This window comes from Alcanivorax sp., from assembly GCF_002726155.1.
In the GTDB taxonomy this organism is placed as follows: Bacteria; Pseudomonadota; Gammaproteobacteria; order Pseudomonadales; family Alcanivoracaceae; genus Alcanivorax.
Map to the genome: position 1 here is coordinate 39,921 of NZ_PBSH01000023.1, position 15,160 is coordinate 55,080.

Sequence of the window (15,160 nt, forward strand, 5' to 3'; positions counted from 1 at the left end):
ACGCATAAAAAAACGGGGCCAACTGGCCCCGTTTTTTTATGCTGATGCCAACCCTTAACGCTGGCGTAGCAACCCTTGGTAGTGGGCCATATAACCTTGCAGCTCGGCGTCACTCAGGTCTTTCAGCACCTTGTTGTTCACCGCATGTACCGCTTTGCGGCTGCCATCCACCCCCACATTCAGGGCCTTCTGGGTCACAAAACCTACCTTCACTTCCTTGGTGTTGGCGACAAAGACTTCATCGATAATCTTGTCTGCCACATCGCCCATGGCGCGGGTGACCAGTGCCACATCCTCGGTGCCTTTGCCGGCCGCACACAGCTCGGTGGCCTTGCGGAAGGTCTCGGCAAAGCCGTCATCCACCGGGAACGAAATATGGGCCTGGTTGCCGTTGTCGTCACCCGCCTGCCAGTACATGGCTTTCACATTCGCCAATACCGGTGCAAATTCCTTGCTGGTGATTTTCTTGAAGATCTGACGAGTCAGCATGCTGGACGCTTTACCCGCCGTAGAAACGGCAAAATCGATGACTTTTTTCTGGCCACCGGACAGCTCGGTCATGTTGGCCGGTTCCACCAGGAACAGGCTGAGAACACGGTCGGTCAGATGATCCGCCATCTGGATAAACTTCTCCGCGCTGTCCTTACGGTCGTTTTCAACAGCGTGGATGAAATCTTCCGTGCTGTTCACCAGCGCCGGGTTTGCGGGAATCGCCACCACATTTTGCATTGTTATGTCCTTGCCTGTTCTGTGTGCCCAGGCCGCCCATCAGGCAGCCGATCAAGCTGGCCATAATAACGGGGCGATGGGCACAGGGGAAACGCCGATCAGGCCGGAATAACAAAGCTGATACGTCTTCAAGGCGAACTCGCACTTTGTGTAACCGTGCCGGTTTGCGACGGATGACGGATATCCACCTGCGGTGTAGTCAGCATGGTGCCATTCATGGCGCAATCCGGCCCCAGATTAACCTGCTCGAAACTGGCTGACGCGTCGGCATTACGCCATACCAATGACACCGGGCCCGGGCCGCAAACACCCCCAAGCACAGGCACCCGGACTTTTACCTGCATGTCATGCACAGTGAGCTTGCGAGGGCTATCCACCTGCCCTTGCCAGGGCAAGCCCTGCGCCTTGATGCTTTTACACAAGGGATTCAGCCCACCGAAGGTCACAGCGGTAACCCGGAGCGCACCGTCACCGCCCACGCGGCCATCGAAGGTGGTATTACAGGACACGGGTATCCGACCTTTTTTCATGGCCAGTTCACCGCTGGCGGAGAAGGGGCCAGCGGGTGTCACAGCCACGTCGGCATAAGCGGTGAAGGAAAGCGACAACAACACGATGGGCAAGAGCACGGCGCTCCTACGGGCAATGACCGTCCTTATCATTGTTATTATTCCTGTTTCTGTTCTTGTTTTGTCTGGTGTTTTTTTGACTATCTCCCCACACCCATACTGTCACGGCAATTCAACGGCTGCCAACCACAGCACGGCGGATCTTCGCCGCGCTGCTACCGTTTATCGCTCTGCGGAAAATGAATAACATTCACACCAATTGGTAACTGATACTGCCCAGTACCACCAAAACCACTGCCCACTTGGCGGTCACATAGAAACGCTTGTTTTTCCGCTTCACCGATTTCAGGAAGCCTTTGTAGGCAATCACGCCCTTGCCCAGCTTGTTACCAATACCGGTGTGGCTGCTGTCCACGTTGTCGATCATGAACAGGCGATTGAAAAACCAGCCGAAGAACCAGTAACCCTTTTGCACCCATTTGCTCTTCAAGGGACGATCCACGTCGGTCATCAGGATGATGCGGGGGGTGTCTGTGCGATTCCACGCAGAATGAATATAGGTTTCATCGAAGATAATGCTGTCGCCATCACGCCAGATGTAATCCTCTTCGTTTACCGTCAGCCCGCAGTTTTCATCATTGGGGGTGCTCAGCCCGATGGAGTAGCGCAGGGTGTAGGCAAACGGATCGTGGTGACGATTCAGCTTCTTGCCCGGCATCAATACCGCGAACAGGGCGATATTCAGGGTGGGAATCTGCTCCAGCAACGCCATGGTTTTCGGCGCCAGGTCGTAGGCCGAGGGCAGCTTGTTGTCGTACACTTTCAGATAAAAACTGGTCCAGCGATTATCCTTGTAAAAGCTGCTGGCCGGCAGATCTTCTTTCGCAGTAATCAGGCCACCGTGGTACAACGCCACCGCTTCATCGCGAATGGTTTCCCAGTTGTCTTCGATCAACTGTAATTCCGGCAGATGCGACAAGCTCAGGCGCGGCGTGGTGGGCACCTTGGAGAGCAGATAGGCCGGAATATTGAACGGCACCATAAAGGTGGAAAAGTCCGACAGCTGGCGCTTCAGGCCAAACGGTTCCCGGTTACGCATCCGAATAAAAATAATGCAGCCCGCATAAATCAGCAGACAGGCCAGAATCACGGTCATCTGTTTTCCTTTGGTTCATTGAGTCCAGGTTCGAGGCAAGCCGCGCTGCCCGAAAAATCGACGGACGGGATTTTAAAGCAAATCCCCCCGTAAAACCGGGATAATACCTGCCAATTGCCGCCATTGCTCTGCCTGACAGGCCCGTCGGTCTGTTCTCTCCGACCCAGCCAGGGCCGCCATCATTGGCCGACATCACGGTTAGCGGTACATTCTAGCCTTGCCTTTGCACAACAGCCGCCACCTTTGAGGAATCCAGCCTGTGACGCACCGAATTCTGCCCCTGATCGCCTGCCTGCTGCTCTTGGCACAGTGGAGCCACGCCGACGATAGCTCGCTGACCATCAAGGATGTCATCGATACGGGAGAAAAGGCCGAGGCGGTGATTGCTGACTCCCTGCAAGATGACAGCATTCGACCCGGCGATACCCCCCTATCGACTATGCTGGCCATCATGAACGCAGCCCAGGACGGAAACTGGGACGCCGCCGGGACTTACTTGGACATGCGTTACCTGCCCGCAGACATGGCCGACAGTGATGCCGCCACCTTAATGGAGCAGCTGAATATTGTCTGGGGCCAGCAGCGGATCCTGGACCTGACCCGGTTGTCTACCCACCCGGAGGGGCACCGGGATGACGGCCTGCCCAGCTACCGGGACAAGATCGCCACCCTGACCCTGCCGGACGACACCCTGACCCTCTATCTGCAACGGGTACCCGGCGATGACGAGCGTCGTATCTGGAAAATCTCCAACGCCACAGTGCAGCAAATCCCCCACCTCTGGGAGCTGTTCGGTTACAACCCGACCATCACCCGCCTAGCGGATTATCTGCCGGATTTCACGATCCTCTATATGCAGAACTGGCAGGTGGCCGGGCTGGTACTGATCATCATCGGCGCCTGGCTGGCCTCTTCCCTGCTGCGCCGGCTGACACTGCGCCTGCTGGAGTACTCCGATCGTTACCGCGATACCCTGCACCAGTTCTTCTCCATGCCGTTTCGCTGGTACCTGTTCTTCAAGCTGATGCAGCTGGGCGTGGCCGAGCTGGGCTTGTCCATCCGCGCCCAGGTGTACCTGAACCAGTCCGCCCTGGGCTATCTGGCCACCCTGTTCCTGGCGCTGGGCTTTATCGAACTGCTTTCTGCCCTGTTCCTTAGCAGTGCCCAGAACCAGAAGTACTGGTCCGGCATCATTCGCCCTGTTCGTACCATCCTCAAAATGATCGCCGCTGTGGTGATCTTTCTGCTGTGGCTCAGCGACTCCGGCTACGACATCACCACGGTACTGGCCGGGCTGGGCATTGGCTCCATCGCCGTGGCCCTGGCCGCACAGAAGACCCTGGAAAACGTGATTGGCGCCTTCACCCTGTACATTGCCAAACCCGTTCAACCCGGCGACTTCTGCCGGGTTGGCACCACCGCCGGCGTCATCGAGGAAATCGGCCTGCGCTCTACCCGCATTCGCCAGACGGACCGCACCGTGGTGTACGTTCCCAACGCGGTACTCGCCAGTGCCAGCATCGAAAACATCAGCGAGTCCGATTTCCGTCGCTACTATCGCGACCTGCATATCCGCCTGGGCGCCAGCACCGATCAGCTGCGTCAGTTACTGGTGGATCTGCGCCGGCTCGTCTACAGCCACCCGCGGCTCACCGAGCGCGCCGCCCGGGTACGTTTTGAGGAAATCCTGCGCGACGGCTACCGCATCTCGCTGAACTGCTACGTGGACAGCAATGCCTACGGCGAATTCCTGGCCGTGGCTGAAGACCTGAACCTGCGCATCCTGCAAATCCTGGAGGATAACGGCGTGCACCTGGCGGTACCGGTTCAGCAATGGGTCAACAACACCGAAGGCAGCACAGCCACGGTGCAACGCTCTCAAGATGAGGCTTTGCCCTTCCCGGACTTCAGTGACGACGACAAGGCCGCCATGAAAGGCAGCCTGGAGTATCCGTACAAGGGTTAAGCTAAAATGTATATACATTGACTATCTAAAAGATAGCCTATAGCCTCATTGAAAGTCGAGCGTGAACCGGCGACGATGCGGCGTGATTTTTCATGGTGATGACCAATGGCAAAGAGCAAAGCCAAAAAGAAAAACAGCCAGCTTATCGTCCGAATCAACGACGAAGAGCGTGTGCGCTTTATTGAGCTCTGTGAGGAACTCGATACCAGCGCAGCAAGGGAAGTGCGCCGGTTTATTCGCGACTTTATCAAGAATCAGGAAGCGCCTTCCGGCGACTGACTGAAACCGATAAAACCTGTATTCGATATAAACGACGGAGCACACCATGTCTCAGAAGAAAAAACTGAAAAAAGCCATCAAGAACAGTAAAGCCAAGATCAGCAAACAAGAAAATGTTGTGAAGAAACTGAAGAAAAAGCTCAAGAAGCTTTAATCTTCCATTGAAGGGACCGGCATCGCCGGCCTCCTTCAACCACTTTCAACCTTCCTCAACGTTCTCACGCCCCCTCTCACCCCATTGCATATCCCCAACGCCCCCAGCCGCGCCGCGTACTGATTCATTTTCAATCATCAACATCCCGCCAATGGCAGTGTTAACATCAAGCTTCACGGGTTAAGGGGATGTTCGGGAATGAAGCAACGGCTCGCTTTGCTATTCAGTCTTTTCGCTTTCACTGCCGCATGCAGTTTTCAACCCGGCATCGTCGATGACAACGCTCTGCGCGAAGGCGCCACGCAACACGCGGAACAAGCGCTGACCGTACGCGCCAGCGTCATCAGTGACAGCGATGCCCACGACATCTTTGGCGTGGCCCTGGGCATACACGGCATTCAGGCCGTCTGGCTGGAGGTGGACAACAACACCGGCACGCCACTGTATTACCTCCCTGTCACCACCGACCAACAATATTTTTCGCCACTGGAAGTGGCCTGGAAAGTGAAGGGAAAGTTCGGCAAGGAAGATGAAAAAGCCGTGGACCGCATGTTCGTTTCCCGTGCCATGCCCATCAACCTGCCAACCGGTAAGCGCACCAGCGGCTTTGTATTCACCAATCGCGATCTTGGCGTCAAGGTGGTCAATGTGGACCTGCTGGGAGGCGGAAAAAGCTGGCAATCGTCATTCATCATCGACGTGCCGGGCATCAAACTGGATGTGGAAAAAGTCGACCTCACCATCCTGTATAACGAACAGGACCACCAGCACGTGGATCGCGATGGCCTGCGCGCCTGGCTAGCAGAGCAGCCCTGCTGCACCCACAACGACGACAGCAGTGCCAGTGGCGACCCGATCAATTTCGTCCTGGTCGGCGACAGCCAGTTGCTGCTCAGCGCCATGGTGCAACGCGGCTGGGACCTGACCGAGCGCATCCATGGTGGCTCGATCTGGAAAACCACCAAATCCTTCCTGATGGGTTCCAGCTACCGTTACTCACCGGTGAGCTCCCTTTATGCTCTGGATCGCCCCCAGGATATGGCGTTGCAAAAAGCCCGTGGCAATATTCACCAGCGCAATCACCTGCGCCTCTGGCGGGCGCCACTAATATGCGACGGCGAACCGGTCTGGCTGGGGCAGATCAGTCGGGATATCGGTGTACGCTTTACCTTCAAGTCGCCGACCCTGACCACCCACAAAATCGATCCGGATGTGGATGAGGCCCGGGACTATCTGCTCCAGGACATGATTTTTTCACAACGGCTGGCCGAGTTCGGGTATGTGCGTGCCATGGAAGCCAAACACATCGACAGCCCCGGCCATAACCTCACCGGCGATCCCTTTATTACCGATGGCCTGCGGCTGGTGATGTTCTTCCATAGCCCCATGACGCCCATGCATGAAGTGAAAAATCTCCACTGGGAACAGCCGGACCGGAACCGTCGCCTCTGGATAGAAAGCGATTCGGCCCCGGCGATGCCACCACCGTAATTTTTGCTTTCTTTACAGATTGCCACTTGAGCCCTTCAAAACAGCCCCTAGGCTTTGTGGATAATACTTACTCACCGATTGGAGCCAATCATGTTCATTCGATTTCTGACCGTGCTTGCCACCGCGTCCTTGGTCGCCTGCGTGACCGCCGCCTCCCCGATCCGGGTTGCCGACGGGAACCAGAATGAAGGCACCGTGACTCTGGCCACCGACTATAACCTGATGCAGAACCCACAGATGGACTGGCAACAAGGCCTGCAAAAAGCCAGCGCGCAATGTCAGGGCTGGGGATACAGCGGCGCGATTCCCAACGGCAAACCCAGCCAGAGCTGCAGCAATGAAACCCAGGACGGTGACTGTATCGGCTGGACGGTGAACGCGACTTTTCAATGCACAGGGCAACAGGCTCCCCAGCAGTAACGTCCGCCGGCAAACCGTTATTTCAGCAACCCGCGATAAAACAAAAAAAGCCTCTTAAAAGAGGCTTTTTTGTTTTTCTTTCTGATGCTGCTGAGCGAACGTGCTCAGCCAGATGTGATTACTTGTCGGCGTCCAGCGCCTGGTAGTAATCCATCAGGATCTGCGCCACTTCAGGACGAGAGAATTCCGGCGGCGGGGCAATCCCCTGGCCCAGCATCTCACGGACCTTGGTCCCTGACAGCAGAACAAAGTCGTCCTTGGTGTGATCCGGCACATCACGCATCATCACCACGCGATCAAGCTTCTTGGAGTAGGCGGTATGGTCGGCTTCGAAGATCTTGATCTCCAGAGCGCCTGCCGGCACTTTTTCCTGGAAGATGGTCTGTGCGTCGAAGGCACCGTAATAATCACCCACACCGGCGTGGTCACGACCCACGATCAAGTGGCTGCAACCACAGTTCTGACGGAACACCGCGTGCAGCACCGCTTCACGGGGGCCTGCATACAGCATGTCAAAACCGTACCCGGTGATCATCACGCTATTGGGCGGGAAATACACTTCGACCATCTTGCGAATAGAGGCATCACGTACTTCAGCCGGAATATCACCGGCTTTCAGCTTGCCCAGCAACATGTGGATCAGGATGCCATCGGCGTTCAGCGCTTCCTGGGCCATGCGACACAATTCTTCGTGGGCACGGTGCATCGGGTTACGGGTCTGGAAAGCAACCACATTACTCCAGCCACGCTCAACAAACTCATTGCGGATAGAAACGGCGGTACGGAAGGTGTCGGGGAAATCGTCAGCAAAATAGGAGTAGCTCAACACCTGGATGTCGCCGGAAACGATAAAGTTGCCCGCCGCCAGGAAGTTCGCCACGCCCGGGTGCTGCTTGTCGTTGGTGGCGAAGACCTGCTCGGCCACCGCTTCCAGTTCCGCGTCAGAGGCTTCTTCGATAGCCGCCACGTCCATCACCGCAATCACCGGCTGACCTTCCACATTGGGGTCACGCAGGGCAATGCGCTTGGCGCCTTCAATCGCGCTGATATCTTTCAGCATATTGACGATCGGTACCGGCCAGAACAGGCCATCGGCCGTGGTCAGGTTTTCGGCCACTGACAGCATATCTGCCTTGTTCATGTAGCCGGAAAGCGGGGTGAAATAACCGGCGCCCATCATCACCGCATTGGCAGCAGCCGCGGAACTGATCACCACCGACGGCAGAGACTCCGCTTCCTTCTGCAAGGCAACGCGAGCGGCTTCATCAGCCACGTACAGGGGGTTCAATGCGTCCGCACCATGCGGCTTGACCAAGGCGACCATCTATTCACTCCTAATGATTAATCAACGGGGTATCCATATCGCGGCGCAGTATAACAAAGGATTGGCACCAGGTCGGCCCGGCAATAAGTAATAAGGAAAATACAAACAAGAATAAGACAGACAGCGGCAACCGCCGCCCAATCAGACCGCCAGGGGGAACTCGCCCCCTGACGCCCCACCCGAGCTGCAACAGGTTGCGAGCCGGATTATACGATTGGCGGCTCCCCCGACAGGGTTGGCCCTTCTTCGATATCGTGGGTGAACTCTTCCAGCGACTGCGCCACTTCCCCCACCTCCTCGAAACGGGCGATGTGGTAGAGGGCTTCGCCTTCGTTAACCAACGGCAGATTGTTGCGGCCCACCAGAATGCCGGCGGCAGGGGCGTGGATATTGATGTCATCGCCGCCAAAGGGGCTGGAGATACGGCCGATCAGATCCCCTTTCTTGATCCAGGCACCCAGGGCCACCAGGGACAGGAAGACGCCGTCGCGTTCGGCTCGGACCCAGCTGGAGGAGCGGGCGATATAGGGCTCAGCGGGTGCCTTGGTGCGGCGGGAACCCGTCATACCCAGATGATGCATCACGTTGAGCACGCCTTTGACGCCAGCACGAATGCAGGACTCGTCAAAACGCAGCGCTTCGCCTGCTTCGTAGGTAATGACCGGAATGCCCTGGGCTTCGGCCACTTCACGCAGCGTGCCCTCGCCCAGTACCGAGTTGATCACCACCGGCACGCCAAAGGCGTTGGCCATGGCGCTGGTGTCATCGTTGGACAGGTTGGCTCGAATCTGCGGCAGATTATCACGGTGAATGGCGCCGGTGTGCAGGTCCACCGCGTGGGTGGCACGGTCCAGCACCTGGGTCTTGAACTGCCATGCCATGCGCGCGCCCAGGCTGCCGGTTTCCGAGCCCGGGAAGCAGCGGTTCAGATCCCGGCGGTCCGGCAGGTAGCGCGATTTATGGATAAAGCCGAACACATTCACCACCGGCACCGCCAACAGGGTGCCGCTAAGGTTTTTCAAGGCGGAATGGCGTAGCAGGCGACGGATAATCTCAACGCCATTCAGCTCATCGCCATGGATAGCCGCGCTGACCATGAACACCGGCCCGGGCTTGCGGCCGTGGATCACATGAATAGGCACATTCAGCGGGGTCTGGGTATAAAGCTGAGCCAGCGGCAGCTCCACTTTTGTGCGGGAACCGGGCTGGACGGTAATGCCATCAATTTCAAAAGGAGCGTTTTTCGGTTCTTTTGGATTTTTCATTCTTTTCTGACCACGTTGCCGACAGCCTTCCCGGTCACGAGTGCCGAGCACAGAAAACCATGATTTTGTTCGGCTTTCGCAACTCGAAACTCGTCACTCGCTTCAGGCTGTTCGCACCTTTTGAGGTGCTCTTGGAATAAACAGCCTTATCCCTTGGAACCTTTGGTTTGTGTCCGGTAGGGACGGGCATCCTTTTCGATGAACTTGATGATCATGCCAGCCACATCCTTGTTGGTGGCCATCTCAATCCCTTCCAGGCCAGGAGAGGAATTCACTTCCATCACCACCGGACCATGGTGTGAACGCAGGATATCCACACCCGCCACATTCAACCCCATGATACGGGCAGCTCGCACAGCGGTGGCGCGTTCTTCCGGGGTAATGCGGATCAGGCTGGCACTGCCGCCCCGGTGCAGGTTGGAGCGGAACTCGCCCGGCGCGGCCTGGCGCTTCATGGCAGCAATAACCTTGCCGCCCACCACAAAACAACGGATATCCGCACCGCCGGCTTCCTTGATGTATTCCTGCACCATTACCGACACGTTCAGGCCCATAAAGGCTTCGATTACCGACTCCGCAGCCTTGCGGGTTTCCGCCAGCACCACGCCGATGCCCTGGGTGCCTTCCAGCATCTTGATCACCAGCGGCGCACCGCGAACCATGTTGATCAGGTCGGGAATGTCATCCGGCGAGTGGGCAAAACCGGTGATGGGCAACCCAACGCCTTTGCGCGAGAGCAGCTGCAGTGAACGCAACTTGTCCCGGGAGCGAGAGATAGCTACCGATTCATTGATCGGAAAAACGCCCATCATTTCGAATTGACGCACTACCGCCGTACCGTACTGGGTAATCGAGGCACCAATACGGGGAATCACCGCATCAAAACCTTCCAGCACTTCACCCTTGTAGTGAATCTCCGGCTTGTGAGCCACCATGCTCATGTAACAGCGCAGGGTGTCGATCACATGCATTTCATGGCCCGCCGCTTCGCCGGCTTCGACCATGCGTCGCGTGGAGTACAGGCGCTTGTTTCGGGAAAGAATCGCAATTTTCATGGTTGCTCTTTTGTGCCGCCAAGGAGGAATGACGCTGTCGGGTCCACGGTAATCTGGTCCATGGCGGTTCGCCCCAGCAGCATGCGGAATTTCATGTTCTCACGATCCGTGAGAGTAATCTCAATGGGCCAGTGACGCCCGCCCAACACAATCTCGGTGCGAATTACCGGACGCTCTTCCTTGTGCCCACCGGAGTCGGTGACCACACGGCGATCCAACACCGGGGCTTCGCATTCACGGACAGTATCCTGATCCTGGATCGGGTGAATGCAAAAACGCACCCACTCGGCGCCATCGCGCTCAAACGTTTTCACCTGATAGGCGTGCAACGCGGACGTGCGGGCACCGGTATCCACCTTCATCTTGATGGCCTCGATACCCAGTTCAGGCAACGTCGCCCATTCCCGCCAGCCAACGGTGACCTTGTTCGTCACTTGCGACTCCTTTATTGCCATCAATCGCGTCCCAGCAATTCGATTTTATAGCCGTCCGGATCCTGCGCGAATGCCAGCACTGTGGTGCCGTGCTTCATGGGGCCCGGTTCGCGGGTGATACGCCCGCCTCTTTCCCGAATACGCTCACAAGCAGCGTACACGTCGTCCACGGCCAGAGCCACATGGCCATAGCCGTCGCCCAGATCATAGGATGACTGGTCCCAGTTACAGGTCAACTCCAGCACCGCGCCTTCCGATTCCGGCTGGTAGCCCACAAAAACATTGGTAAAGCGACCTTCCGGGTAGTCCTTGCGGCGCAATTCGGTCATCCCCAGCACTTGGGTATAGAAAGCGACGGACGCCTCAAGATCGCCCACACGCAGCATGGTATGCAGGATTCGCATGATTGGAAAAACTCCTGACAACAGGGAAATGCACAGGTGCCGCAAGCGCCTGCCGTGTCAGGGCGAAGTGTGGTGCGAGAAAGGTCGATTGACAAGGAAAAACGCCGGAGGCACGACGCCGAAAGCCAGACACAAGGAAAGGCGGTCGGGATCTCAGCGTCAGGCCTCCGGCATTAGGCGTCTGGCGTACTTCAGGGCAGGAACAGAGACCCCTGATCCTCTACCCAGGCTTCCGGCACACTGCCTTCACGGATACGCTGCGGGTGGTCGCCCACATCCACCCGCGCCACTTCCTTGCCACTGGCATAGTTAAAGACGGACATCTGGTCGGTGCCGCTCCAGGACACATAACAGTGGTTACCGTCCTTGCTGGTGGTCACCCAATACGGTTTTTCGCCAATGCCGGTTTTCAATTCGTAGGAGAAATCGTCACGGTTCACCAGCGCCACATAGTCACTCATGGTACCGGCCACACAGAAGGTGCTGTCGTCTGCACTCAAGGCGATGCCGTGGTGGGCGGAATCGTTCACATAGGTTTCCCGGGTCACCAGTGGACCGGTCAGGTCCGGCAACTCGGCCAGACGCAGCACTTTCTGCTCTTCCATGTCGTACTCGATAAAGCCGTGCAGAAAAGACAGCTGGAAGTAGAAATAACGCTCATCTGCCGTGTGGGCCATGGGCCGCACCGCGGTGCTCAGGTTGCCATAACCGGCAGCCTCCAGATCCGCTTCCAGATCCAGCGTTTTGAGAATCTCCAGACTGTCGGCATCCACCACCTGAAACACCCGCTCGCCCTTGGTCGCGTCCAACAGGTTCTTGCCCAATAGAGCGTCGGTGACGCCGCCGAGCAGTTCGCTGTCCAGCGGGGTGTACACGGTACCGATACTGGCGTGATAAATGCGCTTGCCGTCCTCGGAATAAATATTTTCGTGGGGCGAGTCACCGGACGGGAACTTGCCCTGCTCTTCACCGGTTTCCACATCGAGAATATGGACCACATTGCCGGTGGAAGCTGACACGGCCACCTGGGTGCCATCCGGAGACAATGCCATGTGATCGGAGCGGTAGCCGTCCACCTCAAAACGCCAGACCACCTCACCGGTGGCAATATCAATGGCGGCCACATCCGCATAGCTGGGCCGGGAGACGATCAGCAGGCGGCCGTCATTGGAGCTGTACATATCATCCACGTACTGGTGATGACCTTCGCCAATCAACACGCGGATGCCCTGGAAAAACACCAGATCCACGGGGTTCATGGCAATCGCCCGCTCCCGCTCGGCTTGGTCCGGTATGCCATTGATGCGCCCCAGCCGCGTGTAGGTATTAGCGTCGATCACATCGACCATGCCTTCCCAGTTATTGCCCACGAAAATCACCTTGCGCGGGCCATCAGGTTCGGCAGCCGGGTTATCAGGGGATGCGTCCGCCGGCGCTTCCGGCTCCGCCACCTCCCGCTCTGCTTCCTGCGCCGGGCTATTGGCGGCGGGCGCATCACTACTGCCTCCCCCACCACACCCTGACACCAGCAAGGCGGCACTCAAGGCGATAGCACCCAAAGCACGGGGAAAGAACGGGATCTCGAAAACCGGTTGGCGCAGCAGCATGGCGATTCCTCAATAAGCCTGTTGTTGTGTATATAGAGCTGTCGATATATCGCTGCCCACAGACTAATTGAGACTGACGTACAACCTAAATGCACTTTCCTTGTCGTTATGTAACGTATTACGCCGGATGCCTAACGCCTGACGCCTGACGCCTGACACAAAAAACCGCCGCGAGCTCGTGGCTCGCGGCGGTTTTCGTGTTGCGTGCTGCGTGAAGCGTGCGGCGTCGCTTTAACCCAACTTGCGGCCCGTCTTGGCGGCAATACGCAGGCGCAGCGCATTGAGCTTGATAAAGCCTTCCGCATCTTTCTGATCGTAGGCGCCGGCATCGTCTTCAAAGGTGGCGATGGACGCATCGAACAGGCTGTCGTTGTCAGAACGACGGCCGACAACGGTCACGCTGCCCTTGTAGAGCTTCAGGCGCACTTCGCCGTTCACGTGTTCCTGGGTAGCATCGATCAGCTTCTGCAGGGCCAGGCGCTCCGGGCTCCACCAGTAACCGTTGTACAGCAGCTCGGCGTACTTGGGCATGACCGAGTCTTTCAGGTGCGCGGATTCGCGATCCAGGGTCAGGGACTCGATGGCGCGGTGCGCTGGCAACATGATGGTGCCACCCGGGGTTTCGTAGCAGCCACGGGACTTCATGCCTACATAGCGGTTTTCCACGATATCCAGGCGACCAATGCCGTTGTCGCCACCCAGCTTGTTCAGCTTGGTCAGCACCTCAGCCGGGCTCAGGGTTTCGCCGTCGATGGAGACGATATCGCCCTTTTCAAAACCCAGGGTGATGTAGGTGGCCTGGTCCGGTGCGGCTTCCGGGCTCACGCTCCAGCGCCACATGTCTTCTTCCGCTTCCCACCACGGATCTTCCAGGTTGCCGCCCTCGTAGGAGATGTGCAGCAGGTTGGCGTCCATGGAATACGGGGATTTTTTCTTCTTGCTGGAGAAATCCACCGGGATATTGCGCTCTTCGCAGTACGCCATCAGCTTTTCGCGGGAATTCAGGTCCCACTCACGCCACGGGGCAATCACCTGAATGCCGGGGGCCAGGGCGTAGGCGCCCAGCTCGAAGCGCACCTGGTCGTTGCCCTTGCCGGTGGCGCCGTGGGAAATGGCATCCGCACCGGTTTCTTCAGCAATTTCCACCAGACGCTTGGCGATCAGCGGGCGGGCAATGGAGGTGCCCAGCAGGTACTCGCCTTCATAGATAGCATTGGCGCGGAACATGGGGAATACGTAATCGCGCACGAACTCTTCGCGCAGGTCTTCAATGTAGATCTCTTTCACGCCCATGGCTTCTGCCTTGGCGCGGGCCGGCTCTACTTCTTCACCCTGGCCGATATCGGCGGTGAATGTCACCACTTCACAGTCATAGGTATCCTGCAGCCATTTGACGATAACTGAAGTATCCAGGCCACCGGAATAAGCCAGTACCACCTTGTTGATCTTGGACATTGAAAGACTCCGCAAATGGGCGGCCGGCAGCGCATGGGCCGGCCCCCGGTGAATCGTGGGGCATATCGAGGGGGCGTATTGTACCCGCCCGCCCCCGTGCACGTCACCTCCAGGCAGCGCCGTGCCCGGTTTCGCCTGTTGCCGGGGTGGGGATTCCGGTAGCATAAGCCCCGCTCGCAGTTGCGCTTGCGGTTTCTGCGGGGTCTTTGTGTTTGATGGAGTGATCATGAGCGATCAGCATCCCAGCCTGGCGCTACGTTTCCGCGGCTTTTTGCCGGTAGTCATTGACGTGGAAACCGGGGGATTCAATTCCCAGACCGACGCGCTGCTGGAAATCGCCGCCGTCCTGATAGAAATGGACGCCCAGGGCAACCTGCGCCCGTCCACCCGTATCCAGTTCCATGTGGACCCGTTCCCCGGAGCCAACCTGGAACAGGCGGCACTGGACTTCACCGGTATCGATCCGAGCAACCCGCTACGCGGCGCGGTCTCGGAAGAAACCGCCCTCAAGGGGGTGTTCGAGCCCGTGCGCAAGGCAGTGAAGCAACATGGCTGCACCCGTGCTGTCTTGGTGGGGCACAACAGCTTCTTCGATCAGGGTTTCCTGAATGCAGCCACCGACCGGACCGACATCAAGCGCAGTCCGTTCCATCCCTTCTCCAGTTTCGATACCGCCGCCCTGGCCGGGCTGGTATACGGGCAAACGGTGCTGGCCAAGGCCTGCGAAGCCGCAGGGATTCGTTTCAGCCAGCGCGAAGCGCATTCCGCGCTGTACGACGCCACCCGCACGGCGGAACTGTTCTGTTCCATGGTCAATCGCTTCAAAACCCTGGGCGGCTGGCCCCCCCCCCC

The 15,160-nt window shown here is 57.7% G+C and carries 15 protein-coding genes; 5 read left to right on the plus strand and 10 right to left on the minus strand.

Annotated features, from left to right (window positions below):
- Positions 1-54: 54 nt before the first annotated feature.
- The 3 genes from CL546_RS06985 to CL546_RS06995 form a co-directional block, all read right to left on the minus strand.
- The gene (locus tag CL546_RS06985) at positions 55-729 is read right to left on the minus strand and encodes a hypothetical protein (RefSeq protein WP_290493861.1); all 675 of its coding nucleotides are present in this window, start codon (positions 727-729) and stop codon (positions 55-57) included.
- A gap of 128 nt (positions 730-857) precedes the next feature.
- Positions 858-1,358 carry an activator protein gene (locus CL546_RS06990; protein ID WP_290493862.1) on the minus strand — a complete coding sequence of 167 codons (501 nt, stop codon included), beginning with the start codon at positions 1,356-1,358 and terminating at the stop codon, positions 858-860.
- A 190-nt stretch (positions 1,359-1,548) separates the two neighbouring features.
- Complete coding sequence (locus CL546_RS06995) at positions 1,549-2,454, minus strand: aspartyl/asparaginyl beta-hydroxylase domain-containing protein (protein WP_290493863.1); 906 nt, start codon at positions 2,452-2,454, stop codon at positions 1,549-1,551.
- Between the two features lie 259 nt (positions 2,455-2,713).
- Between CL546_RS06995 and CL546_RS07000 the strand changes: the two genes are divergently transcribed.
- The 4 genes from CL546_RS07000 to yecR all read left to right on the plus strand — a co-directional run bounded on the left by CL546_RS07000 (position 2,714) and on the right by yecR (position 6,764).
- Positions 2,714-4,420 carry a mechanosensitive ion channel family protein gene (locus tag CL546_RS07000; protein ID WP_290493864.1) on the plus strand — a complete coding sequence of 569 codons (1,707 nt, stop codon included), beginning with the start codon at positions 2,714-2,716 and terminating at the stop codon, positions 4,418-4,420.
- A 105-nt stretch (positions 4,421-4,525) separates the two neighbouring features.
- Entirely contained in the window at positions 4,526-4,699 is a 174-nt protein-coding gene (locus tag CL546_RS07005) for a hypothetical protein (protein WP_007150661.1), read from the plus strand.
- Positions 4,700-5,051: 352 nt separating this feature from the next.
- Positions 5,052-6,344 (plus strand): LssY C-terminal domain-containing protein, encoded by a 1,293-nt coding sequence (locus tag CL546_RS07010; protein ID WP_290493865.1) that lies wholly within the window; start codon positions 5,052-5,054, stop codon positions 6,342-6,344.
- A gap of 90 nt (positions 6,345-6,434) precedes the next feature.
- Positions 6,435-6,764 (plus strand): YecR family lipoprotein, encoded by a 330-nt coding sequence (gene yecR / locus CL546_RS07015; protein ID WP_290493866.1) that lies wholly within the window; start codon positions 6,435-6,437, stop codon positions 6,762-6,764.
- Between the two features lie 118 nt (positions 6,765-6,882).
- Here the strand turns inward: yecR and sat are convergent, their stop codons facing one another.
- The 7 genes from sat to CL546_RS07050 form a co-directional block, all read right to left on the minus strand.
- Positions 6,883-8,088, minus strand: a complete 1,206-nt coding sequence (gene sat / locus CL546_RS07020; protein ID WP_290493867.1) for a sulfate adenylyltransferase — start codon at positions 8,086-8,088, stop codon at positions 6,883-6,885.
- 206 nt (positions 8,089-8,294) lie between these two features.
- Positions 8,295-9,353 (minus strand): succinylglutamate desuccinylase/aspartoacylase family protein, encoded by a 1,059-nt coding sequence (locus CL546_RS07025; protein WP_290493868.1) that lies wholly within the window; start codon positions 9,351-9,353, stop codon positions 8,295-8,297.
- A 146-nt stretch (positions 9,354-9,499) separates the two neighbouring features.
- The gene (gene rimK, locus CL546_RS07030; protein WP_007148982.1) at positions 9,500-10,408 is read right to left on the minus strand and encodes a 30S ribosomal protein S6--L-glutamate ligase; all 909 of its coding nucleotides are present in this window, start codon (positions 10,406-10,408) and stop codon (positions 9,500-9,502) included.
- A complete protein-coding gene (locus CL546_RS07035; protein WP_290493869.1) occupies positions 10,405-10,863 on the minus strand; it encodes an ATP-dependent zinc protease family protein in 459 nt (152 codons plus the stop codon). Before CL546_RS07035 ends, rimK begins: the two co-directional genes overlap by 4 nt.
- A complete protein-coding gene (gloA, locus tag CL546_RS07040) occupies positions 10,863-11,246 on the minus strand; it encodes a lactoylglutathione lyase (protein WP_039926957.1) in 384 nt (127 codons plus the stop codon). Before gloA ends, CL546_RS07035 begins: the two co-directional genes overlap by 1 nt.
- Before the next feature lie 191 nt (positions 11,247-11,437).
- A complete protein-coding gene (locus tag CL546_RS07045; RefSeq protein WP_290493870.1) occupies positions 11,438-12,853 on the minus strand; it encodes a YncE family protein in 1,416 nt (471 codons plus the stop codon).
- Between the two features lie 231 nt (positions 12,854-13,084).
- Positions 13,085-14,308, minus strand: coding sequence for an argininosuccinate synthase (locus tag CL546_RS07050; protein WP_290493871.1), 1,224 nt, complete (start codon positions 14,306-14,308; stop codon positions 13,085-13,087).
- A 226-nt stretch (positions 14,309-14,534) separates the two neighbouring features.
- Here CL546_RS07050 and rnt point away from each other — a divergent pair.
- Positions 14,535-15,160 (plus strand): ribonuclease T (gene rnt, locus CL546_RS07055; protein WP_290493872.1); only part of this gene is annotated, 626 nt, incomplete at its 3' end.

Excerpts from the sequence above, each read along its gene's own strand:
- CL546_RS06985 (WP_290493861.1), bottom strand. The coding sequence starts at position 729 with ATGCAAAATGTGGTGGCGATTCCCGCAAACCCGGCGCTGGTGAACAGC.
- CL546_RS06995 (WP_290493863.1), bottom strand. The coding sequence starts at position 2,454 with ATGACCGTGATTCTGGCCTGTCTGCTGATTTATGCGGGCTGCATTATT.
- CL546_RS07005 (WP_007150661.1), top strand. The coding sequence starts at position 4,526 with ATGGCAAAGAGCAAAGCCAAAAAGAAAAACAGCCAGCTTATCGTCCGA.
- CL546_RS07010 (WP_290493865.1), top strand. The coding sequence starts at position 5,052 with ATGAAGCAACGGCTCGCTTTGCTATTCAGTCTTTTCGCTTTCACTGCC.
- yecR (WP_290493866.1), top strand. The coding sequence starts at position 6,435 with ATGTTCATTCGATTTCTGACCGTGCTTGCCACCGCGTCCTTGGTCGCC.
- sat (WP_290493867.1), bottom strand. The coding sequence starts at position 8,088 with ATGGTCGCCTTGGTCAAGCCGCATGGTGCGGACGCATTGAACCCCCTG.
- CL546_RS07025 (WP_290493868.1), bottom strand. The coding sequence starts at position 9,353 with ATGAAAAATCCAAAAGAACCGAAAAACGCTCCTTTTGAAATTGATGGC.
- rimK (WP_007148982.1), bottom strand. The coding sequence starts at position 10,408 with ATGAAAATTGCGATTCTTTCCCGAAACAAGCGCCTGTACTCCACGCGA.
- CL546_RS07035 (WP_290493869.1), bottom strand. The coding sequence starts at position 10,863 with ATGGCAATAAAGGAGTCGCAAGTGACGAACAAGGTCACCGTTGGCTGG.
- gloA (WP_039926957.1), bottom strand. The coding sequence starts at position 11,246 with ATGCGAATCCTGCATACCATGCTGCGTGTGGGCGATCTTGAGGCGTCC.
- CL546_RS07045 (WP_290493870.1), bottom strand. The coding sequence starts at position 12,853 with ATGCTGCTGCGCCAACCGGTTTTCGAGATCCCGTTCTTTCCCCGTGCT.
- CL546_RS07050 (WP_290493871.1), bottom strand. The coding sequence starts at position 14,308 with ATGTCCAAGATCAACAAGGTGGTACTGGCTTATTCCGGTGGCCTGGAT.